This window comes from Paenibacillus sp. NPDC057967, from assembly GCF_042887015.1.
Taxonomy (GTDB): Bacteria; Bacillota; Bacilli; order Paenibacillales; family Paenibacillaceae; genus Pristimantibacillus.
On record NZ_JBHVQB010000004.1, the window covers coordinates 371,961 to 394,301 of the forward strand.

Sequence of the window (22,341 nt, forward strand, 5' to 3'; positions counted from 1 at the left end):
AATTTAAGTTTACACCGTCACTTCCTGCAAAACTTGCTCCAGCGCCTCGATAAAGGCCGCATTCTGCTCAGGCGTTCCGATAGATACGCGAATATAGGTTGGGTAGTTAGCCCAGCGTCCCTTCACGATTACACCTTTGCGCAGCAGCGCGTCGAATACTTCCCCTGAAGGGCGCTTCGCATCTACTAGAATAAAATTGCCGTTCGCCGGGAAATACGACAGGCCAAGCCGGTCGAACTGCTCCGTCATATAGCGAATGCCTTCCAGATTGTGTTCTTTGCACGCAGCAACAAACGCGTCATCCTTCAGGGAACTGAGTGCGCCCGCTTGAGCGATACGCGTCGTGTTGAACGGCTCGCGAATCTGATTCATGAATTGAATCACTTCCGGTCTGCCGACTCCGTATCCGATACGGTGTGCCGCAAGGCCGTAGACTTTCGAGAATGTTCTAAGCACGAGCAAGTTCGAATAGCTCTTCAGCAGCTCAACGCCATCGCTGAATTGTTCTTGATCGACAAACTCCCGATAAGCTTCGTCCAGCACAACAAGCACATGCGACGGCACTTCATTCAGGAACGCTCTTAGCTCAGCATCGGTCACAATCGTACCTGTCGGATTGTTCGGATTGCAGATCCAGACGATCTTGGTCTGATTCGTAATCCCGGCGAGCATCGCAGGCAAATCATGCTTGCCATCCTTCAGCGGCACTTCAATGATGCGCGCATTCTCAATTTGGGCATTATGCTTGTATTGGGAGAAGGTCTCATTGGCCATAATCGTCTCGTCGCCAGGCGCAAGATACGCTCTGGCTGACAGCACGATCACTTCGCTGGAGCCCGCTCCAAAGATAAGCTGATTCTTCTGAACCCCCAGCTTGCTTGCCAGCTCGTCCGCAAGCAGGACGCTTGCTCCATCAGGATAAATACTGCTATTGGTAAGCTCTGCGAGCATGGCGTTTTTCGCTTCGCTCGAGAAACCGTACGGATTTTCATTCGATGCCAGCTTGATCACACGATCCAAGCCAAGTTCTCTTTTTACGTCTTCCACCGGCTTGCCCGGATTGTATGCAGACAGATGGACGACATTGGATTTGGGCTGCATGACTCTTCACCTCTTCTATGTATTGAAGTGTTACTGTCCCATTGTCTCATATCTGTATGTTGTTTTAAAGCTTTTTCGAAAAAACGAAAAACCCGCCCCTTGAGCCATTCATGAGGCTCAAGGGCGGGTTTGAGGAAACAGGGTTATCCTTTAAGCGAGGATACGAACTTACCCACTTCGGCAAGCCCTTGCGCTCTTGTCTCTTCCTTCTCCAGCAGAGGGAGCGCCTCTTCAATCTTTCTCACGATGGCACTGCCGACGATAACCGCATCGCATTGCCGCTCGAACCGCTCCACTTGCTCACGGCTGGAGATGCCGAAGCCGATTCCGATCGGCAAGTCGGTCGAGGCTCTTACGGTCGCCAGGAAGTCATCGATTCCGGTATGGAAGTCCGAGCGAACGCCGGTAACACCTAATGAGGATACACAGTATACGAAGCCGCGAGCCTTGCGGGAGATACGTGCCACTCTGTCATTGGAGGTTGGCGCGACCAATGGGATAAGATGGATTTGATGCGCCTCCGATAGCGCTCGTACTTCCTCGTCTTCCTCAATCGGCAAATCCGGGATAATAAGTCCGCTAATGCCTTTGCTCTTCACAAGCTCAAAGAACGGCTCCAATCCGAATTGGAGAACAGGGTTATAATAAGTGAAAAGAATCAGCGGGATCTTCACTCCTTCCGCGCGAGCTTGCGCAGCTAAGTCAATGCAGTCCAGAATTGTAATCTGGCTGCGAAGCGCCCGCTCTGAGGCGCGCTGGATCACCGGACCGTCCGCCAGCGGATCGGAATATGGAACGCCAAGCTCGATCATATCTGCGCCGGATTGTTCTAACTCCTTGATGATGGCTAGCGTGGTAGGAAGATCGGGATCGCCTACCGTCAGGAACGGAATTAGCGCAGTGCGCCCTTCCGCCTTCAGCTTGGCGAATGATTGATCAATGAGATTCATTAGCTTTGACCTCCCAGATAGCCCATGATAGCTTCGACGTCTTTATCTCCGCGCCCGGACAAGCTGACGACGACGATCTGATCCTTATCAAGCGTAGGCGCAAGCTTAAGCGTCTGCGCAATGGCATGTGCCGACTCCAGCGCCGGGATAATGCCTTCCGTACGGGACAACAGCTGGAGCGCCTCCAATGCCTCGGCATCGGTAATCGGCACATAGTCCGCTCGTCCGGAATCCTTCAAATAAGCATGCTCAGGCCCGATGCCGGGATAGTCCAGCCCCGCTGAGATCGAATGCGCCGGCTGCACCTGTCCGAATTGATCCTGCAGGACGTAGCTAAGCGAGCCCTGGAATACGCCATGGCGGCCCTTCGTCATCGTAGCCGCATGCTCTTCCGTCTCCACGCCTCTGCCCGCGGCTTCAACACCGAGCAAGCGTACGCCTTCATCTTGGACGAACGGATAGAAAATGCCCATTGCATTGCTTCCTCCGCCGACAGCAGCGACTACATAGTCAGGCAATCTGCCTTCTTCCTTCAAGATCTGCTCGCGCGCCTCGTCTCCGATAATTCGCTGGAAGTCGCGGACCATCATCGGATAAGGATGCGGACCTGTCACTGAACCCAAAATGTAGAACGTATCGTTGACATGGCTGACCCAATACCGCAGCGTCTCGTTACAGGCATCCTTGAGTGTGCGTGTGCCGGAAGTGACGGGAACAACCTCGCTGCCGAGCAGATTCATACGGAAGACGTTCAACTGCTGGCGCTTCATGTCTTCTTCACCCATGAATACTTTGCATTCCAGTCCCAGCAATGCGGCAATGGTCGCCGAAGCAACGCCATGCTGGCCTGCACCCGTCTCGGCGATAATTTTGGTCTTGCCCATACGCTTGGCAAGCACTCCTTGGCCGATTGTATTGTTGATTTTATGCGCTCCGGTATGATTGAGGTCTTCACGCTTCAGGTATACCTTCGCTCCGCCGAGATGCTCGCTTAAGCGTTTTGCATAATAAAGTGAAGTCGGGCGGCCTGAATATTTATATAGCAGCTCCCGTACTTCCGCTTGAAAGTCGGGGTCCTTGGAATAATGCGCATAGGCCTCCTCCAGTTCGAGGAGTGCGTTCATTAGCGTCTCCGGCACATATCGGCCGCCGAACTTGCCGAATCTGCCATTTACGTCAGGTACTTGTATCATGCTTCTCTCACCCTTCTGACAAATGATCTGATTTTCTCGATATCCTTGCGCCCATCGGTCTCAACACCGCCCGATAGATCTATCCCGTCCGGACTATGCTTGTACAGCAGCTCCTGGACATTGCCCTCATGCAAGCCGCCGGCCACATACAGGGGCAGACCAAGTGAAGCTGCCGATTGTTTGTATGCCTCGATGACATCCCAATTAAAGGGCTTACCGGTGCCGCCTCCCGGCGCATCGATCAGAATGGCGTCCACCAACCCTGCATACGGGGCCAATCGTTCATTCGGATCAACCATCTGCCCGTCCGCTGTCGCATCTGCCTCCCGCCGGATAGAGACTACTCGCCAAACGGCCGTCCCCGGAAATCTCTCTCTCAGCTCGGAATAATACGACGGTGACTCTTGTCCATGCAATTGTACAACATCGAGAGGCGCAACAGCCAGAATATTCGCCAATTCTTCCATGCTTTCATTCACGAATACGCCCACCGCATGAGGACGGGCTTTGCGGTCATTGCGAATCCCATGAATCGCTTCAATTAGCTTAGCAGCTTCCTCTTTGCTCACTTGGCGTTTGCTGGGGGCGAATACCAAGCCGATCTCGTCTAGCGATAATCCGTCCATGGCCTTAATGGTCGCTTCATCCCGCAAGCCGCATATTTTGATACGAACATTCATGAACGAATCTCGCCCATCAGCGCGCGCACCGCATCGCTTACATCCGGCTGACGCATAAAGTGTTCGCCTATCAGCACGCCATGCGAGCCGACCGATTGCAAATAGTCCATATCCCTGCGGCTAGCAATTCCGCTTTCACTAATAATCGTTACATCCTGAGGGATCATGCCGATCAGCTTCTCTGTCGTGGCGAGATCGGTGACAAAGGATCTGAGATCGCGATTATTAATGCCGATTAAGGTTGCCCTATCCAGCTCGAGCACGGTTTCGAGCTCTGCTGCGTCATGAACCTCGACCAGCACGTCCATGCCAAGCGACTTCGCCAAATCATGGAACTCTTCCAACTGGACTTTCGTCAAGATGGCTGCAATAAGCAGCACTGCATCCGCCCCTATAATGCGTGCCTCATAGATTTGCCGGTAATCGATAATGAAGTCTTTGCGAAGCAGAGGAATATCGACCGATTGCTTGACCAGCTTTAAATAATCATTCGAACCTTGGAAGTAGTCACGGTCTGTCAGCACCGAGATGCAGTCTGCGCCTGCGGACTCATAGGCACGAGCGAGTGCTGCCGGCTCAAAATCCTCGCGGATTAGTCCCTTGGAAGGGGACGCCTTCTTCACTTCTGCGATCAAGCCCATGGCGCGCTTGCGACGACTCTCCTGCAATGCCGATTCAAAGCCGCGGCAAGCCGGCATTTCGTCGATGATGCCCTCGTATTCGGACAAGTGGAAGCTTGCAGACAACGCCTCGACTTCCGCTTGTTTGGTAGCAACGATTTTATCAAGAAACATGTGCCAACTCTCCTGTCGTTTGAATAAGCTCTTCCAGCTTGACTTGCGCCTTCCCGGAATCAATGACTTCTGCTGCCAAGGCGACTCCCTCCCGGTGCGTGGCGGTCAGTCCGCCGACATAGATGCATGCGCCCGCATTCGCGAGCACGATATCCCGGTAAGCGCCGCGTTCTTCGCCACGGAAGATGGAGCGAATAAGTCCCGCATTGACTGCCGCTTCTCCGCCTTGAACATCAACAATGGAATGCCGGGTCAAGCCGAGGTCCTCCGGCTCCATATGATAGGTCGTAACGATTCCCTCTCTCAGCTCCGAGATTTGGGTGGGAGCGGATATGCTGATCTCATCCAGCCCGTCATGGCTGCTGACGACAAGCGCGCGCTTTAACCCAAGCTCACCCAGCACCTCTGCTATTGTCTCGGTGCGCGAACGGTCATACAGGCCAAGCAGCTGGCGATCGGCGCCTGCCGGATTCGTCAGCGGGCCAAGCATATTAAATATGGTGCGGATGCCGAGTTCCTTGCGGGGGCCAGCCGAATGCTTCAAGGACGGATGGTAATGCTGCGCGAACATAAAGCAGATGCCAATGTCGTTCAGGCAGGCTGCTGCCTGCTCAGGAGATAGCGTAATCTGGACGCCAAGCGCCTCCAGCACGTCAGCGCTGCCGGTCTTGCCGGACATGGCGCGATTGCCATGCTTGGCGACGCGGATGCCTGCTGCGGATGCGATAATGGAAGACGCTGTGGAAATGTTGAACTTATGAATGCCGGAGCCGCCTGTGCCGCATGTATCCAGCAGCCCTTCTTGCTCTGTCTGAACTCGGCTGGCATACTGACGCATGACCTGGGCAAAGCCTGTAATTTCATCCTTGCTCTCGCCTTTCATGCGCAGCGCGGTTGCGATAGCCCCGATCTGCGAGCCTGACGCTTCTCCGCTCATTATGACGGACATCACCGCCGCCGCTTCTTCCTTCGTCAGATGCTCTCCGCCAATCACCTTATTTAACGCCGCTTGCATCGTCATCATTCCGCTCATCGTTAACCGCGCCCCTTCCCCGTCTGGACTTCGTAATCCGTGTTGATCGCCGTGCTTCTCGCCTGCATGGCTTCCGGCTTCCGGAAGCTCGCTTCCGCCGCTCTGATCGCCTTTAGCATGCCTTTTGCTTTATTGACCGTCTCCATATATTCGTTCTCCGGAACAGAATCCCACACAATACCTGCACCGCTCTGAACGTAAGCCTTGCCGTGCTTGAAGATAATGGTCCGGATCGTAATACAGGTATCCATCGATCCGCCGAAGCCCAGATAACCGATCGCCCCGGCATATGCGCCGCGCGCCTCATTCTCCAGCTCCGCAATGATTTGCATCGCTCTCAGCTTCGGAGCGCCGGATACCGTTCCAGCCGGCAGGCAGGATATGAAAGCATCGAAGAAATCTTTGTCCTGCCGTAGCTTGCCTGATACGTTCGATACGATATGCATCACATGGGAGTACCGCTCAATTTCCATGAATGAATCACAGCGGACGGAACCAAATTCCGATACGCGGCCGATATCGTTGCGGCCCAGATCGACCAGCATAAGATGCTCCGCTCTCTCCTTCTCATCCGCCAGGAGCTCCAGCTCCAGCTCCTTATCCTGCTCCGGTGTCGCGCCTCTCGGTCTTGTGCCGGCAATAGGTCTTGTCTCGACCCGATCGTTCGCCACTTTAACCAAAGCTTCCGGCGACGTGCCTACAATGACTTCCTCGCCCATTTTCAAATAGTACATGTATGGCGAAGGGTTCATCGTGCGAAGCACGCGATAGACGAGCAGCGGATCAATGTCGGTATCAATGCTGAAGCGCTGTGATAGCACAACCTGGAAGATGTCCCCGGCTCTGATGTATTCCTTCGCCTTGTCGACATTTGCTATAAATTGATCCTTGGTTAAATTCGACTGCACATCTCCAAGCTCCGGATCATTCGGAATGGGGGACGTGGGAGACACGCTGCTCGGAACCGGCTGCTTCAAACGGTCAATCGTTGCATCGATTTTAGCAACCGCTTCGTTGTAGGCCTGCTCGATTTCGCCGTCCGTCGCACCGGATTCGATATGAACGTTGCCGATTATTTGCAGCTGCTGCTTGAAATGATCAAATACGATAACCTGATCACAGAACATGAATTGCATATCGTTCATTTGCAAATCGTCAATGCGATGCGCCGGCAGATTCTCGTAATACTGAAGCAGATCGTATCCGAAAAATCCGATTGCGCCTCCTGTGAATGGCGGCAATTCGCTGGAGGAAGGGCTGCGGAAGGACCGCAGTTTCGCCTTGAGCAGCTCGATCGGCTTCTCATGCAGAATCGTCTTCTCCCCTTTATGCTCCAGCACCAGCTCGCCATGCTTGCCGTACAGCTTCATGAATGGGTCCGTTCCGATGAAAGAATATCTCGCCCATTTGGCGCCGCCCTCCACGCTCTCCAGCAAGAAAGCATGGTCTTCTTCGGCAAAATGCTGAAACAACCGGATCGGCGTCTCCGTATCCGCCATTACATAACGTACAATCGGTATCAGATTATAGCTTCCAGCAAGCCCTATTACGCGTTTCAATTCATTCGTCATCCTTAACGACCCCCATTAATGGAATTTCGGCGAGAAGCGTATAATCAAAAAAGCTCCCGCCGCAGCAGGAGCTTAGAATGTATCGATGATAGCGTGCCCTATAGGTTCCCTGCAATCACTTCGATGCGGTAAAGCAGAACAGCCAGCGGATACAAAAATATGTACCGGGTCCATGCTCAACTTGACCAGCAACCATGATCTTATGGGGTTTGCCCTACGGCAACTCACTAATGCTCTACTCATCTCAACTCAGCTAAAAACCTACTCGACTCATCTCATCTATTGCATTAACTATATAGCATCCGAAGCGGATGCGTCAACCCGTTATTTTGACTTTGACAAATCCGGACGAAGCGCCTGGGCGCCGCGTAAATAGACATGGCGGATATCCGCTTGCGTCTTCTCTGTATTGGCCAATACCATAACGCGGATACAGCGCTCCAAGCTTCCCTTCACCGGAACCTCCAGCGCACACATCAGCGGCACCAGCTCCCATCCTTCGAGCTGTCTGATCGACTGGGCGGGGAACGTCTCGTTCAGATCATTCGTCACCGTAATCAAGACACTGCAAATGTCAGCAGGGTCCAGTTCATTCTGAGTTACGAGATCCTTCATCATCTCCAGCGTCGCGCTGGCAATTTGTTGTCCGTCATTCGCATCTACGGTTATCGCACCACGTATTCCGCGTACACTCATTGCTGTTCAACCTCCAGTTTCAATTCCTCCACGATCTCTCTTACCCAGGCGATCGGCACATCCGACTTGATCTCGACTTCGCCGATCGCCGTCGGTACGATAAATACCATTGTACCTTCCGCAAACTTCTTGTCATGCATCATCGCTTCCATGATTGCATCCACATCGTAATGCTGCGGAAGCGCAATTGGCAATTCGCACTTGGCCAGCACGCGTTTGGTCGTTGTGTACACGTCCTCAGGCGCTCCATAGCGGACGCCAAGCTTAGCCGAACCAACCATACCGATCGCTATCGCTTCACCGTGCTGAAGTCCGTTGTAGCCTCCAACCGCTTCAATCGCATGTCCGATTGTATGTCCCAGGTTCAGAATAGCCCTCAGCCCATTCTCTCTCTCATCCTGCGAAACGACTGACGCCTTTACGCTGCAGCCGTTGTGAAGCGCATAGCCAAGGCTGTCTGCATCAAGCGCAAGCAGCTTATCCGCATGCTCCTCGCACCACTGGACGAAGGAGGCATCCCAGATCAGTCCATGCTTGACCACTTCGGACAATCCGGACCGCACCTCGCGCGCCGGCAACGACTGCAGCAGATTCAAATCATACAATACAAATTCAGGCTGATGGAATGCGCCGATAATGTTTTTGGCCTTTGGATGGTTGACCGCCACCTTGCCTCCTACACTGCTGTCATGCGCAAGTATCGTAGTCGGGATTTGCACGAATTTGACACCGCGCATAAAGGAAGCTGCTACATAGCCGGCCAAATCGCCGACAACGCCGCCGCCAAGTGCCACGATCGTTGATTTGCGGTCAAGACCGGCATCGAGGGCGCTTGCGATCAGCTGTTCCAGCATAGCGAGCGACTTGGAACCTTCTCCCGCTGGAACGACCGCGCTTGCGGCTTGATATCCGCCCCCATTCAACCTCTCTTCAAGCAGAGCCAGATGCAGCGGCGCGATATTCGTATCGGTAATAATAAGCAACGGAGATTTTTTGCTAATGCCGTGCTTGGAAAAATAAGTATCCGCCTCGTTCAAGAGGCCTTCCCCAATATAGATAGGATAAGAACGTTCACCAAGGTCTACCATAAGTTCACGCATAGTCTGCTATCGCCCCAATTGCTTAAAATATTTGTTCTTACCCGTTCGGACTAGAGGGTTAGCACGCAGTCAATTAGCTTAGACGCAAGCCAAAGTCCCTCCTTAAGCGCAAAGCCGCACTCTCATGCGCCTGCTGTCGTGATAATCCCGAAACATCTTTGCTCATTATAGTACAGCCATGCGGGTTTGACAAGAAATCTCACCGTTCCCTTAGACCGCCTCAATACCCGTCAAAACAGCAAAAGACCGGGCTCCCGATTCCATCGAATCAAGGCAGCCCGGTCTTCTCGGCAGGCATATCTACAGGCTCTTGGCAGCCGGTTGTTCATGGCAGCCATTGCTTTCGCTCATGTATTTGGTATCATCCGCAATTCTAGCCGCTTGCCTGCTGTCCACGCCGATGATTTGCGCGCACTCCTGTATCGTAAGAAACCCGCGGCGATACGCGGCGATCACTTGGCGCTTGTCCATATCCAGTTCTCCTTCCACAAATCGATTCTATGATTAGTATAGGAGAACATGGAAACCGCTATACATCGCTACACGCGTCTGTAAAAGAAAGTATCCGCTGTCTCGAAGCCGTATTGCGCAGGAGAGAAAATTTGTTCTGTACTGCCGACGAACAGGATCCCTCCCGGCTTAAGCGCTTCGGAGAACTTATGATACAAGCCATGCTTGGCTTCTTCGGTGAAATAAATCATGACATTCCGGCACACAATCAGATCATAGCCGGAATCGAACCGGTCATGCAACAGGTTGCCCTGTTTGAACTGTACCGCTTTCTTCAGCTCGTCCGCTATACGATAAGCTCCTTGGTCCGGCTTGAAGTAACGGCTGCGAAAGGCTGCCGGCACATCTCGAAGCGACCGCTCCAGATAGATCCCTTCCTTCGCCTTCTCCAGAACGTTGTTGTCCAGATCCGTAGCGACTAGTGCAGTCTTCCCAGCGGCCCCTAGCTCGGATAATATCATGGCCAACGTATAGGGCTCTTCACCTGTGGAGCAGGCTGCGCTCCATATTTTCAACCGGGGATTAGCACTCATCATCTCCGGCAGGAACCGTTCGCGAAGAACATCCCATCTCCCCGGATTCCGCCAAAACTCCGACACGTTGATCGTCATCCGGTCCAAAAACTCGTTCAGCAAAGCGCGATTCCCTTCAATCGCCTCATAATAGGCTTGAAAGGTGGAGAAACCATTTTTCATGCGAAGCGTCGTCAGCCTGCGCTTCATCTGCGCTTCCTTGTATTGCGAAAGATCAATATCAGTCTTTCGCTTAATGCGGTCAATAAATTGTAAGAAGTCCAGATCATCAGACATAACGGCAGCCTCCATCTTATGCGGCTGGCTTATACCCAGCGTTGAATCGTATGCTCGTAAGACACAAGCTCCTCGGGTGCAAAGAAGATGCCGATCTCCCGCTCTGCATTGACCGCAGAGTCAGAGCCATGAATCAAATTAAAGTTCGTATGTACCGCAAAATCAGAACGAATCGTACCTGGCGCAGCATCCAGCGCATCGGTCTTGCCGATTAGCGCCCGCGACAGCGCGATGACATTGTCACCGCTCCACACCATGGCGAATACGGGACCGGATGTAATGAACTCCAGAAGCGGCTCATAGAACGGCTTGCCTTTGTGCTCCGCATAATGAACTTCCGCGCGCTCGCGCGTGATCTGCATGAACTTGGCTGCCGACAACTGAAGCCCTTTTTTTTCGAAGCGCGACACGATTTCGCCGATTAATCCGCGTTGAACGCCATCAGGCTTTATCATCAGAAACGTTCTTTCCATCTTGCAAACCATCCCTTCCAACACCAGATTAAATGATCTAATAGTTTCTCTTCCCGACGAAATGCGCAATATCGGTAAGATTCTTTTTCGCCGTATGATCGGGTAATCCTTCTAATGCCTTCAAAGCTTTCTGTATGTAACAGTTAGCAAGCTCGTCCGCGAGCTCTCCTCCTGCGCTGTTGCGAATGAGAGAGATGGCCCGTTTCGTATCGGGAAAGCCTTCATGCTTGCGTATCATGCGGATTTCCTGCAGAAGCGGCTCTCTGGCTCCCGGATCGCGCAAGGCAAGAATGACCGGCAGCGTAATATTGCCTTGACGGATGTCTGAGCCTGGCGGCTTGCCGATTTGCTTCTCGGTGCCGTACAGGTCAAGCAGATCATCGCGTATCTGGAAGGCCATTCCCACATTGTAGCCATAACGGTACAGCCGATTCGCTGTTGCCCGGTCCGCATTGGCTGCTACAGCCCCAAGCTGGCAGCTGATCGCGATCAATAGCGCCGTCTTTCTACGAATTCTAAGCAAGTAATTGCGGATCGTCTGCTCCGTATTGAAGAAGTCCCTGATCTGCTCCATCTCGCCGATGCACATTTGAACAAGCGCTTTGGACAAGATTTGGTGGATCTGCGGATTGGGAAGCTGTGTGGCAATCGTCAGCGCTTTCCCATGGATATAATCGCCTGTGTACATGGCAATCCGGTTATCCCACTTGGACTTGACCGTCAGTTGACCGCGTCTTGTCTCCGCATCATCGATGACATCGTCATGCACTAGCGAAGCCATATGGATCAGCTCCAGCGGTACCGCCACTTGCTTGAGGACGTCCAGCTTGTAATCTCCGAACTTGCCCGCCAGCAGCACAAATACAGGACGTATCCGCTTGCCGCCTGCTTTGAGCAAGTGTGTCGACGTATCGCTAAGCAGGACATGGTCATCGGATACGCTGCGTTCCAGCGCTTGTTCGATCTGATTCAAATCGCCCTTCATTTTTGCGTACAGTTCTAATAGTTTCATTCCTTCACCTTTTGGGGAGAGTGTCCTTCATAAAACGTCAGCCGCGCCTCATGCTGCAGCAGGTTGAGTTCACGCGCGTATTGGAAATAAAGAGACAAGCCGGCTTGCAGCTTATCGCCGAAATCATATTGCAACGAACGGAAGTAAGTCTCCCAGTAAGAAGACTCTCCGCCAATGGTTGCGCATGCGCGCTCGATCAGCGGACCGGTGTTGTGCTGGTTATGCGCTTTGACGGCTAACATCGCTTCGTATATCGCTCGCAATTCGCTTCCATGCTTCTCAACTGCTGATCTGCGCGCAGCCACAACAGCGTAGGCCATGCCGAAACCTGTCCAGTTATGCCACAACTCTCCCAGATCGAGCACATGCAGCCCCTCTGTATGCCAGGAAGCTGTGATGGCCGGGTCGCCGATCAGAAGCGCTGCATCGGAATCCTTCAGCATGGCTTTCAAATCAGGCTCGGCCCGAACATATTCGGGCTCAATCCCAAACCGCATGGTCATGATGATCTTGAGCAGGTTAATCGTTGTCGCGGTGGTCGTCGTAACCGCAATCTTGCGCGGCTTGCGCTTCTCCAAAGGTTCCTTCATAAACAGCAGAAGCGAATGGACACGGCCAATGGACCCGACCGACAGACCTGGCATCAGTACGTAATCGTCGCAATACTGTCCGTATGAAAAGGATGAAATGGCCGAAATGTCCAATTCCCCTGCGCTGAGCAAGCGATTCAGCTCCGAGGGGACACGCGCAATCATCTCATAGTCCAAACCTTTTACCTGACGCTCGAAGCCCTTGAACAGAGGCCAAGCGTTGGCATAGTCAATCTCCCCGATGGTGATCCGATGCGAGTTGCTCATTATGCTCATCTCCCCATCTTCTGTACAAATCATGATCAATATCTACGTTGTCCAGTACTTTTCCCACAAGGAAATTAATCATTTCATCCATGGATTGGGGCTTGTAATAAAAGCCCGGCATCGCCGGAACGATACGTACGCCCAGTCTGGCAAGCGTAAGCATGTTCTCCAGATGAATCGCATGCAGCGGCGTCTCCCGCGGCACAAGCAGCAGCTTGCGTCCTTCCTTCAGCATAACGTCGGCAGCCCTCGCCATCAAGTTGTTGGAAGCGCCGTGCGCAATCGATGAGAGCGTTCCCATGGAGCATGGCATAATCAACATGCCCTCCACCCGGAACGATCCGCTCGCAATCGAAGCGCCGATATTCGCATTGGGATGGAAGACCAGCTTGCCTTGCCCACCCTGCCTGGAGAATGCCCGGTCGAGCGTCTCCGCTCTGCGTGCCGTCTCCCAGCCAAGCTCTTCCTTCAATACGCGCCATCCCGCTTCCGTAACAACCAGATGCACTTCGAAGTCCTTGGCCAGCAGTTCCTCAATCAGCCGAATGCCATAAATTGCACCGCTTGCGCCCGTAATGCCAACTACCCATCTTTTTCTGGGGGTTTCCCTTACTGGTGTCTGCTCTCTGCCTACCATTGTCTAAGCACCACCAAGTCCGCAATGGTGAAGATGAACAATACGACGCTAAGCGTCCCGTTCATGCCAAAAAACGCCGTAGGCACGCGGGATAAGTCATGCGGCTTCACCATCCAGTGCTGATAGAACAGCAAGGCGATGGAAAGCAGCGCACCGAACAGATAGAGCCAGCTGAGCTGTGTCATCCAGAACAGAATGACAAAGCCAATTGCTGTCACAATATGAAGTGACCTTGCGATCCACAGAGCGCCGGAGATGCCAAAACGCGCCGGAATGGAGTGCAGGCCAGCGTCACGATCATATTCATAATCCTGTGTTGCATAAATGATATCGAACCCCGCAATCCACAGCGCGACCGTACCATAGAGAAGCCATGCCGAGAAATCGAACTGTCCTGTCACAGCCACCCATCCTCCAAGCGGAGAGAGCGCGATGGTCAGGCCAAGCACGATATGGCACAGCCAGGTAAAACGTTTGGTGTAGGAATAAATAACAAGGAAAAATACCGCAATCGGCATCAGCTTCATCGCAATTGGCGCCAGATTGGACGCCGCCCAGAACAGCAGGACAAACGAAACGATGATGAACAGAAGCACTTCAGCCGACTTCAGCAAGCCGGCAGGCAAAGCTCGGTCCCTCGTACGCGGGTTCCGCAAGTCAATCGCTTTGTCGATCAGGCGATTCAGGCTCATGGCTGCACTGCGTGCTCCGAACATGGCAAGCGAAATCCAACCGATTTCGCTCCAGGACGGAAGCCTTTGTTCCATCACAACCGTGCCAAGCAAAGCCCCCATATAGGCGAAAGGCAAGGCGAACACAGTGTGTTCAAACTTAATCATTTCCAGTATAATGCGAAGTTTGCGTATCATTGCTGAACATCTCTTCCCTTCGTGCCTATGTGCAAAGCGGCGATGCCGCCGAAAAAGAGGCGCACATCCACTTCTTTCATATCCGCTTGGCGGTAAAGCTCTGTCAAACCTTTGGAGTCAGGGAACAGCTTCAGCGAATCGGGAAGCCATTGGTATTCCTTGAATCTACCCGCAATAAGCTTGCCGAACCATGGCATCATACGTTCGAAGTACAAATAATAAATGCTCTTGAATGGCTGCCATGTCGGCTTCGACAGTTCCAGGCAGACGACTTGTCCGCCTGGCTTTACGACGCGTCTCATTTCCTTCAATACTTGCAGATAGTCCGGCACGTTCCGAAGGCCGAAGCCAACCGTAACATAATCGAAGGTATTATCTTCGAATGGCAGGCTCATGGCATTGCCTTGCACGAGCTCGATATGGTCATCCAAGCCCAGCTTCTTCAATTTCTTCTCGCCGATATCCAGCATGTTCTGACTAAAATCAAGCCCTACAATACGGCCTGTACCGCTAGCTTTGGCCAAATCAATGGTCCAATCGCAAGTGCCGCAGCATATATCCAGCGCCGATTGGCCAGGCTGCACATCCATCCGGTTCATCGTATACTTGCGCCAAGCCTTATGCCTGCGAAAGCTGATGACATCATTCATCAAATCGTATTTGGGCGCTATTGTCTCGAATAAGCCATGTACATGGCTCTTAGAATTTGTATTGTCCATTTCCTTCACCTCGTCTCGTTAAGCGCGGGCATACCGCTGGACAGCTTGCTGACCATACTATCCGCTATGGCGGACAGCTCGCTTGTCAACTTGTCCGAATCCAGTAACGCAGCCCCGGATCTCAGCGATTCGACCGCTTGCCGCAGCTTAGCTGTCAGCAATGCCCGTATGTCGTATTTGTGAAGTAGTGCAGGAAGCTCACCGCTCTCCAGCGTCTGGGAGGCGAGCCGATGGCGTTCCTCTTCCGTACCGACCTGCAGGACATGCCAATAAGCCCAACTTTTGTCGAACTTATCGATGCTCTCGCTGCGCTCCAGCTCTTCCAGTACAACCTCGCAGCGGCTTACGTCCTGCAGCAATTCGGGCCAGATACGAGCCACAGCACCCTCCAATATACCGGAGAAGTGCTGGAACAGCTCGCTTCTAAGCTGCACAGCCTGCTTGAAGTATTCTTCAGCTGTTAAGCGCAGACTTCTCATTCGTGTATACAGGTTCACCTTAAGCCGGTTCACTTCGCATACGGCGCCGCTGATCTTCGTAATCATCTCAATTTGTCCCGCGTCTGCAAGCAGCTGATAGAATCTCGCACTGAAAAAATCCCCAGCCAATACCTTCAATTGCCTGGAACGCATATCCGCCTCGGAGCGCTTTGTCGTCTCCGTATCGATCAAATCGTGAGTATCCATGCCAAGCTGTACAAGCGTCACAACCAACGTGTAGAGCTCGCTATGCTCCTTCACTGACCTCTGTTGACTAAGGAACGCATATAGCATCCGTGCTCTCGGCTCAGCCAGCGGAGGCAACTCGGTATGCCTATCAATCATATCGTGCCTTGCATGAAGTTTTGTCATCTCAGGAATGCGGTATCTAGTCATTATAGAAGCCTCCGAACAAATGTAGCAGCAAGTCTCCGCTCAATAATCTAAACTATTATAGCACAACTTTACATGAGAGCATACGACTCCCCTTACATGTTCATCAATTTGCTATATCCGAAGTCCCAGGCCGAACCGAGCGTGCCGAATAGCCCTCCGGTTTGCCGAATCGATCCATCCACGCCGATGTAAAGCTAAGCCTCAGACGCTGTCTCCATACTTCATCATGTACCGGATCGGAGTCTTGAAGCTCTCCCAGCTCGCCAAACAGCCAGGCGTCTCCCTCGCGGACATCCACCGCTGCCAGAAGCCGTTTCTTTTTGCCGTCACTCTCCATAATACGGATGAGCAGCCGCTTCACATTATCGAGCTGCTTATACGAAACCCCGATCAATCGTTCCACGTCATCGAACCACTGCTCCGGTCTGCCGCTGTCGCTCGGTACGACCAACTCCAGCGTCAATACGGCGTTCCGCCACTCCACATGGCCCAGCCGCTCGCGAAGATCGACGCCAACGAACGCATCGACGATGTTCGCATTGGTCAAATGCTCGATCGGCGCCCCGCGGAAAACGGCAACGTCGCCCCCTCCGCCCTTGGACTTCATCAGAGCCTGGGGCAGCCATGCCGCTCCGAGCGTAATGGCCAGCGTAACCGCACATGCAGCTGCAATTCTAGTTCCGGTGCGCAATGCGGCACCTCCATTCATTCTCATAAGTACATAGTCCTTATTCCAAGTCTGGTCATTCCGGGCATGACACATACAGACTTCAGGCATATAATACATTGTACGAGAATGGGAGATTGAATATTCGGCTTGTCTGATCCGGGCAGGATAAAAACAAAAAAGCAGGCTTCGCCTGCTTTGCTCCAATCTTATTGATCGGTTTCCACGGTACCGTATTTCGTCATAACAACGGCTTTTCCCCGGATTTTGATAGCCGAGGTATGATCGGTGAACTGACAAATCAGCACTTCGTTTTTGTCCAGCTTTTCGGTATGGTGGAACCGCGTATCCTGGCCGCGCGTCAGGCCGATGACCTGTACGCCTTGATCCTTCGCCTTCACTACAATATAATCGCCAACCGTAGGCTCCATGGTGATCCCTCCGCAATTCAACATTCCTTGCTATCCATGTGAATTATAGTGGAAGTCGCGCCAATGTGCAATGCCGCGTCATTTCACATCCCACAAAAAAACGCTCAAACGAATCGTTCGAGCGCCTGTTCTTGCCTATACGTTAATTGGATACGAGGTCCTTGAGAGATTTGCCTGGTTTGAATGCCGGCATCTTGCTGGCAGCAATATCGATCTCTTCGCCTGTTTGCGGATTGCGGCCTTTACGTGCTTGGCGCTCGCGCACTTCGAAGTTGCCGAAGCCTACCAGCTGCACTTTATCGCCGCTTTGCAGCGCGTCGGAGATTGCCTCGAAAACGGCATCAACCGCTTTTGTCGCATCCTTCTTGGACAGGTCCGTCAATTCAGCTACTTTCGCGATCAAGTCAGTTTTGTTCATGATTTCACCTCCTTAAAAGTTTTTGAGAATCAAAAACTTACTTCGTAAGCATATGCTTAGTTTTGTAAAGCAAAACTTACTTCGTAAGCAATGCGTAGCAAAACTTACTTGGTAAGCATAGGCTTAGTTTTGTGAGACAAAAACTTGCTTCGTGTGCACATGCTAGAACAGTCATATTCCTCTTATTAACCGAAAACTTCAAATATATACCTTTTGACCGAACAAACCTATAGTAATACAGCAGAATTGCTTTTTCAAGTGAAAACGTTGATTTGACGCGGAAAAGGAACGTTTTCTAATTTTACGGTCATTTTGGCTGAAAAGTCTGTCATTATCCGATTTCTGGAGGGGCTAAGCATATAGTCCCAAAAGGCAAGACAGGCTGCACCGAAGGTCTTGGCGACCTTTGGTGCAGCCTGTCGGTTGTCAGGGTTTGTTACAGAATAATGGCGATTAATCCGCCGGAGCCCTCGTTGATAATGCGGCCCAGCGTCTCTTGAAGCTTGTAGCGCGCATTGTCCGGCATCATGGCAATTTTGCCTTGGATGCCCTCTCTTACGATCGAATGCAGCGAGCGGCCGAAGATATCCGATTCCCAAATCTTGATCGGGTCGTTCTCGAAGTCCTGCATGAGGTAGCGGACCAGCTCCTCGCTCTGCTTCTCCGTACCGATGATCGGAGCAAATTCGGATTCCACATCGACCCGAATCATGTGGATGGACGGGGCAGTCGCTTTCAGCCTTACGCCGAAACGAGACCCCTGGCGAATGAGCTCCGGCTCGTCGAGCGCCATCTCCGCAAGGGACGGGGCTGCGATGCCGTAACCGGTCGTTTTGACCATCTCAAGCGCCTCCGCGAATCGGTCATATTCCCTCTTGGCATGAGAGAAGTCCTGCATCAGCTGCAGAAGGTGATCCTTCCCTCGAATCTCGACGCCGACAACCTCCATCAAGATACGGTCATACAGCTCGTCGGGAGCGTACAGATCGATCTCCGCAACGCCCTGACCCATATTCATACCGCTAAGTCCGGCTCTTGCAATAAAGTCGTAGTCCATGAATTGCGCCACAACCCGCTCTACATCGCGGAGGCGGCGAATATCCTTCACCGTGTCGCGCACGGAGTTCTCGTAATTCGTGCGCAGCCAGTGATTATCATTCAGTACCATGACCCAGCTCGGCAGATTGACATTAACCTCATGCACGGGGAATTCGTACAGCACTTCACGCAGAACGGCTGTGCCTTCTTCTTCACCCATCGTCGCCACGCTGAGCGCAATGACTGGAATATCATATTTTGCCTGAAGCTCGCTTCTAAGCTGCTGTGTCTCCTCGCTCTTCGGACGCGTCGAGTTGATAATAAGCACAAACGGCTTGCCTACTTCCTTCAGCTCTTCAATAACGCGTTCCTCTGCCACAACGTACGAGCTTCTCGGTATCTCTGCAATCGAACCGTCCGTTGTCACGACGACGCCAAGCGTAGAATGCTCCTGAATCACTTTGCGCGTCCCGATCTCGGCCGCTTCCTGGAACGGAATCGGCTCGTCGAACCAAGGTGTCGTAATCATACGCGGGCCATTCTCATCCTCATAGCCCTTGGCTCCTTCTACCGCATAGCCGACGCAGTCTACCAATCTTACATTCACTTCAAGCCCTTCCGCCACTTTAAGCTGAACCGCTTGATTTGGCACGAATTTGGGCTCTGTTGTCATAATGGTTTTGCCTGCGGCGCTTTGAGGAAGTTCGTCCACGGCTCTGACCCGGTCCGATTCATTCGCAATGTTGGGAAGTACGACCGTCTCCATGAATCGTTTAATGAACGTTGATTTGCCCGTCCGGACCGCCCCAACTACACCGAGGTAAATATCCCCGCCGGTACGTTCGGCTATGTCCTTGAAAATGTCTACTTTCTCCACTGAATATCCCCTCCCAATTGATTTTCCGGTTCGCCGCCATCCACCGGACAAAAGGGCAGGCCAGCGACGCAACTCGTACATACTTTTTGGACTAGTAATAGCTTATGTCCCGACTGTCCAATTATGACGATTCCTTCTACGAAAACTTTTTTCATTTACCGAATGAACCTGCTTCCCTTCCAAGATTGAAATATATGAGGAAAGGACTCTTTCTATGCCGCGGCGCACAAAAAAACCTCTTCCGCTGCTGCAGCGGAAGAGGTTCGTTCCATTATACGGTTAAGGCAATATAGCGACCGGCTCGCCGCCGACCAGCTTGTAGACCGGTGCTTTCACAGGGACAAAGTCAGAGCTGTCCACTAGTAACTCTCTCAGATCGTCTATCCCGTTCGCGGCGGATTCGCCGTTCTTTTGAATATATTGCATGAGATCGATGCCGTAATCGATATAGATGTTCCCTTTGTCGTCCAAAATCGTATGCAAGCCTACACCCGAAAAACCGCTTCGAATATCAGGCGCTTTTTTGCCCATGCCCTCGTAATCTATCGTATAGAAGCCCGGGTACATCTCTTCCTTCTTCGGCAGGGAGCCGCGGCTGTCCGCATATTGCTTCACCCAGCTCTGCACGTCGATCAGCTTCTGGAACGTCGCAATGTCCATCAGCTTGACGGTAGGATCAGTCTCCTCGTTAATGATGATGAAATAATAATTGCCGCCGTTCTCGAATGCAGCGGACGGAATGTAGCTTAGATATCCCTTTGCCTGAAGCTTCTTGTAATCGATCTTATATTTCTCATATACGGGAACATCCTGCGAGCTTGTCACAATCGGTAGAAGTCCTTGCTCATCAAAATATTGGTCGATCGCAGCTTGAACGTTACGCACCGCCTCTTTGGGCGGCACATTCTGCTTCTCGTCTTCCGGATACAGACATCCCGTAAGCGACAGTGTAATCATAGCAAGCAGACCGATCATAGCGCTTGTACGCCATTTGCGGCCCGCTGCAAATAGAGCAGATGATTTCATTGCTTATTATCCTCCATTTCCGTCACCAGAGCTCGTCGCTCTCTTCCTTCTGGCGCGCCAGCGCTTTGGCGACTGCCGCGCGCAGCGGGTCTGGCGGAAGCTCCACTTCTACTTTGCCCGACACGCGAGTCTGGCAAGAGAGCCGGATATTCTTCTCCTCCAAGCCGGCTAGCTTGCGCCGTTCCTCGTCTCCCATGGGAAGCAGCTCGCTTCCAGGCAGCACGATAACCTTGCACATAAAACATGCGGCTTTGCCTCCGCAGCGTGTCGCGATCGATACGCCGGCTCGCCTCGACGCGTCCAGCACAGACGTGCCTCGTTTGACCTTGACCGCCCGTCCGCCCGGCCAAAAAATCACTTCCGCATCCACGGCCGCTCTCCTTTCTGCGATCCCGTTATCCGTTCATGAACATCGATGACGACATCCTCCGCAAAATCATTGCCGGCCTCGATGGCTTCGAGCGCAAGCCGATGAGCAAGAGGCTGCTTCCGCATCTCCTCCGCAATGACGCGCACACGGTCTTCCCGCTGCCGAAGCGTATTGAACCATAACTCATGGGCTAAAGGCACCACTCGGACATAGTCCAGCTTTCCATCCATATGTTCATGAAGCTCCATCGCCTCGCTATACGGTAGCAGCACTTCTTTTACGTTTATCTGATAACAACAGCCCAGTGCATGGACGGTGAAACCACCGACCAATTCCACCTGAATCGACCCGATCCGATAATGGCTAAGCGTTGAACGATAAATATCCGTCTCGCTGAATGAGGGCTTATCGATTGCATAGCCGCTAAGCGCATCATGAATGGCGCTGGCAGCATCGTCATCACAATACAAATCAATGTCTCGCGGCGGAGCACCCAGCTGAAGTCCTCTAAGCAGCAAGGCTGCGCTCCCGCCGAGCACCCACGATGTGTTGCCGGCCAAGCGTACAATCGTAGATAGCGCTTCATGCACGCTTGTTGTTTCCATGATCATGCCGGCACTCCTTTTATGTTAGAAATATGTCTTGTTAGCAGCTACAATACGGCCGGCGCCTTCCTTGACCACAGCCTGACAGCCCAGGCGGTAGCCTTCGTCGAACTCCTCCGGTTCCAGTCGATCCCATTCCTCGTCTGTTACCTCTTCCAGAAACTCTCCGCCCTCGGATACCAGGCAGCGGCAGCGCGCGCATGTCCCGCGCGTGCATGAGAAGCTCCAGTCTACTTTATGTTTGATCGCATGGTCCAGTATGGTCAGACCTGATTCCGATTCCACCGTTGCGGTGATCGTTCTGCCCTTTAGTTCAATCATGTTCGTATATAACTCCTTTAATCTTCATATCAGGTATGTACTGCCTTCTGTTACAGGATGGAGAAAAATCCATAAATAAAGCCGAAGATTAATAGTACGAAAGCAACAAAAGATAATACGAATTTAAGTATGCCTTTTGTCTTCACTCGGGCAAAGGTAATCAAAAAAGCTGCAATCGCCATTAGTCCAATGCCGAGAAAAGAAACCCACATTTTCGTCATTGCATCCATTCAGGTTCCGGTCTCCTCATCTGTATCGTTATAAGTTCTCAGGCTATTATAGCATTAGGCAAAAAAAAGGACAAAAGCGTATTCGCGATTCGCGCCCGGGAAGCTCCCGGGCGTATCGCCCACTTTTGTCCGATGCCGTTATCTCTTCGCCATCATCTTGACCAGCGCCTCCAAGTTCGACGGACTTACTCCGCTTGACTTGATCGCTTTTACAATATCGCTCACGGTAGAATCCGGCACTTTCATTTTGGCCATATCCGCTACCTGCTTAATCAGCTTACGCAGTTCCGCTTCATTTTGCAGGGTTCCGGCATCCACACCGCTGGCAAGTTTTTTGACTGCGTTTTCGGTTATGGTTTTGCCGGTTTTTTTGTTGATTGCGCTTAGCACGTCTTTGGGAATTCCTTTAGACAACCTATTTCACCCTCCTCAAATATCAGCTTCTAGCATCATATGAGGAGGGCGGGTTATTGGTGTAG

General features: G+C 52.3%; 28 protein-coding genes. All 28 read right to left on the reverse strand.

What is annotated here, in order from left to right; genetic code table 11:
• Positions 1-9: 9 nt before the first annotated feature.
• Positions 10-1,101, reverse strand: coding sequence for a histidinol-phosphate transaminase (hisC, locus tag ACFVSO_RS12145; protein ID WP_387473681.1), 1,092 nt, complete (start codon positions 1,099-1,101; stop codon positions 10-12).
• Positions 1,102-1,244: 143 nt separating this feature from the next.
• A complete protein-coding gene (gene trpA / locus ACFVSO_RS12150) occupies positions 1,245-2,051 on the reverse strand; it encodes a tryptophan synthase subunit alpha (RefSeq protein ID WP_387473683.1) in 807 nt (268 codons plus the stop codon).
• Positions 2,051-3,244, reverse strand: a complete 1,194-nt coding sequence (trpB, locus tag ACFVSO_RS12155) for a tryptophan synthase subunit beta (RefSeq protein ID WP_119799561.1) — start codon at positions 3,242-3,244, stop codon at positions 2,051-2,053. Before trpB ends, trpA begins: the two co-directional genes overlap by 1 nt.
• Positions 3,241-3,924, reverse strand: a complete 684-nt coding sequence (locus ACFVSO_RS12160) for a phosphoribosylanthranilate isomerase (RefSeq protein WP_387473687.1) — start codon at positions 3,922-3,924, stop codon at positions 3,241-3,243. Before ACFVSO_RS12160 ends, trpB begins: the two co-directional genes overlap by 4 nt.
• Complete coding sequence (trpC, locus tag ACFVSO_RS12165; protein WP_387473689.1) at positions 3,921-4,718, reverse strand: indole-3-glycerol phosphate synthase TrpC; 798 nt, start codon at positions 4,716-4,718, stop codon at positions 3,921-3,923. Before trpC ends, ACFVSO_RS12160 begins: the two co-directional genes overlap by 4 nt.
• On the reverse strand, positions 4,708-5,751 hold the full coding sequence (gene trpD / locus ACFVSO_RS12170) for an anthranilate phosphoribosyltransferase (protein ID WP_387473692.1): 1,044 nt from the start codon (positions 5,749-5,751) through the stop codon (positions 4,708-4,710). The genes trpC and trpD overlap by 11 nt, the downstream gene beginning before the upstream one ends.
• A 2-nt stretch (positions 5,752-5,753) precedes the next feature.
• On the reverse strand, positions 5,754-7,322 hold the full coding sequence (gene trpE, locus ACFVSO_RS12175) for an anthranilate synthase component I (RefSeq protein WP_387473695.1): 1,569 nt from the start codon (positions 7,320-7,322) through the stop codon (positions 5,754-5,756).
• 324 nt (positions 7,323-7,646) lie between these two features.
• Positions 7,647-8,018, reverse strand: a complete 372-nt coding sequence (gene aroH / locus ACFVSO_RS12180; protein WP_387473697.1) for a chorismate mutase — start codon at positions 8,016-8,018, stop codon at positions 7,647-7,649.
• Positions 8,015-9,118, reverse strand: a complete 1,104-nt coding sequence (aroB, locus tag ACFVSO_RS12185; protein WP_387473700.1) for a 3-dehydroquinate synthase — start codon at positions 9,116-9,118, stop codon at positions 8,015-8,017. The genes aroH and aroB overlap by 4 nt, the downstream gene beginning before the upstream one ends.
• A 300-nt stretch (positions 9,119-9,418) precedes the next feature.
• Positions 9,419-9,589, reverse strand: a complete 171-nt coding sequence (locus ACFVSO_RS12190; protein WP_387473703.1) for a hypothetical protein — start codon at positions 9,587-9,589, stop codon at positions 9,419-9,421.
• Positions 9,590-9,657: 68 nt separating this feature from the next.
• Positions 9,658-10,437 (reverse strand): CheR family methyltransferase, encoded by a 780-nt coding sequence (locus ACFVSO_RS12195; protein ID WP_387473705.1) that lies wholly within the window; start codon positions 10,435-10,437, stop codon positions 9,658-9,660.
• A 29-nt stretch (positions 10,438-10,466) separates the two neighbouring features.
• A complete protein-coding gene (ndk, locus tag ACFVSO_RS12200; RefSeq protein WP_387473707.1) occupies positions 10,467-10,910 on the reverse strand; it encodes a nucleoside-diphosphate kinase in 444 nt (147 codons plus the stop codon).
• Between the two features lie 37 nt (positions 10,911-10,947).
• Positions 10,948-11,922 (reverse strand): polyprenyl synthetase family protein, encoded by a 975-nt coding sequence (locus tag ACFVSO_RS12205; protein ID WP_387473710.1) that lies wholly within the window; start codon positions 11,920-11,922, stop codon positions 10,948-10,950.
• Positions 11,919-12,779 carry a menaquinone biosynthetic enzyme MqnA/MqnD family protein gene (locus ACFVSO_RS12210; protein WP_387473712.1) on the reverse strand — a complete coding sequence of 287 codons (861 nt, stop codon included), beginning with the start codon at positions 12,777-12,779 and terminating at the stop codon, positions 11,919-11,921. Before ACFVSO_RS12210 ends, ACFVSO_RS12205 begins: the two co-directional genes overlap by 4 nt.
• Complete coding sequence (locus ACFVSO_RS12215; protein WP_387473714.1) at positions 12,742-13,416, reverse strand: UbiX family flavin prenyltransferase; 675 nt, start codon at positions 13,414-13,416, stop codon at positions 12,742-12,744. Before ACFVSO_RS12215 ends, ACFVSO_RS12210 begins: the two co-directional genes overlap by 38 nt.
• On the reverse strand, positions 13,410-14,285 hold the full coding sequence (locus ACFVSO_RS12220) for a UbiA-like polyprenyltransferase (protein WP_387473716.1): 876 nt from the start codon (positions 14,283-14,285) through the stop codon (positions 13,410-13,412). Before ACFVSO_RS12220 ends, ACFVSO_RS12215 begins: the two co-directional genes overlap by 7 nt.
• Entirely contained in the window at positions 14,282-15,004 is a 723-nt protein-coding gene (locus ACFVSO_RS12225) for a demethylmenaquinone methyltransferase (RefSeq protein ID WP_387473718.1), read from the reverse strand. The genes ACFVSO_RS12220 and ACFVSO_RS12225 overlap by 4 nt, the downstream gene beginning before the upstream one ends.
• Positions 15,005-15,009: 5 nt before the next feature.
• A complete protein-coding gene (locus ACFVSO_RS12230; protein ID WP_387473721.1) occupies positions 15,010-15,879 on the reverse strand; it encodes a heptaprenyl diphosphate synthase component 1 in 870 nt (289 codons plus the stop codon).
• 103 nt (positions 15,880-15,982) lie between these two features.
• Positions 15,983-16,594 (reverse strand): hypothetical protein, encoded by a 612-nt coding sequence (locus tag ACFVSO_RS12235; RefSeq protein WP_387473723.1) that lies wholly within the window; start codon positions 16,592-16,594, stop codon positions 15,983-15,985.
• Between the two features lie 161 nt (positions 16,595-16,755).
• A complete protein-coding gene (gene mtrB / locus ACFVSO_RS12240) occupies positions 16,756-16,977 on the reverse strand; it encodes a trp RNA-binding attenuation protein MtrB (RefSeq protein ID WP_387473726.1) in 222 nt (73 codons plus the stop codon).
• A 142-nt stretch (positions 16,978-17,119) separates the two neighbouring features.
• The gene (locus tag ACFVSO_RS12245; RefSeq protein ID WP_116044761.1) at positions 17,120-17,395 is read right to left on the reverse strand and encodes an HU family DNA-binding protein; all 276 of its coding nucleotides are present in this window, start codon (positions 17,393-17,395) and stop codon (positions 17,120-17,122) included.
• Positions 17,396-17,831: 436 nt separating this feature from the next.
• Positions 17,832-19,310 (reverse strand): stage IV sporulation protein A, encoded by a 1,479-nt coding sequence (spoIVA, locus tag ACFVSO_RS12250; protein WP_119799545.1) that lies wholly within the window; start codon positions 19,308-19,310, stop codon positions 17,832-17,834.
• 279 nt (positions 19,311-19,589) lie between these two features.
• Positions 19,590-20,336 carry a DUF3939 domain-containing protein gene (locus ACFVSO_RS12255; RefSeq protein ID WP_387473730.1) on the reverse strand — a complete coding sequence of 249 codons (747 nt, stop codon included), beginning with the start codon at positions 20,334-20,336 and terminating at the stop codon, positions 19,590-19,592.
• 22 nt (positions 20,337-20,358) lie between these two features.
• The gene (locus ACFVSO_RS12260; RefSeq protein ID WP_387473732.1) at positions 20,359-20,706 is read right to left on the reverse strand and encodes a 2Fe-2S iron-sulfur cluster-binding protein; all 348 of its coding nucleotides are present in this window, start codon (positions 20,704-20,706) and stop codon (positions 20,359-20,361) included.
• Positions 20,691-21,311, reverse strand: a complete 621-nt coding sequence (locus ACFVSO_RS12265) for a nucleotidyltransferase family protein (RefSeq protein WP_387473735.1) — start codon at positions 21,309-21,311, stop codon at positions 20,691-20,693. Before ACFVSO_RS12265 ends, ACFVSO_RS12260 begins: the two co-directional genes overlap by 16 nt.
• Positions 21,312-21,335: 24 nt before the next feature.
• The gene (locus ACFVSO_RS12270; RefSeq protein ID WP_387473738.1) at positions 21,336-21,632 is read right to left on the reverse strand and encodes a 2Fe-2S iron-sulfur cluster-binding protein; all 297 of its coding nucleotides are present in this window, start codon (positions 21,630-21,632) and stop codon (positions 21,336-21,338) included.
• Positions 21,633-21,682: 50 nt separating this feature from the next.
• Positions 21,683-21,862, reverse strand: a complete 180-nt coding sequence (locus tag ACFVSO_RS12275) for a DUF2768 family protein (RefSeq protein WP_387473740.1) — start codon at positions 21,860-21,862, stop codon at positions 21,683-21,685.
• Positions 21,863-22,000: 138 nt separating this feature from the next.
• Positions 22,001-22,276, reverse strand: coding sequence for a stage VI sporulation protein F (locus ACFVSO_RS12280; RefSeq protein ID WP_387473743.1), 276 nt, complete (start codon positions 22,274-22,276; stop codon positions 22,001-22,003).
• Positions 22,277-22,341: the final 65 nt, after the last annotated feature.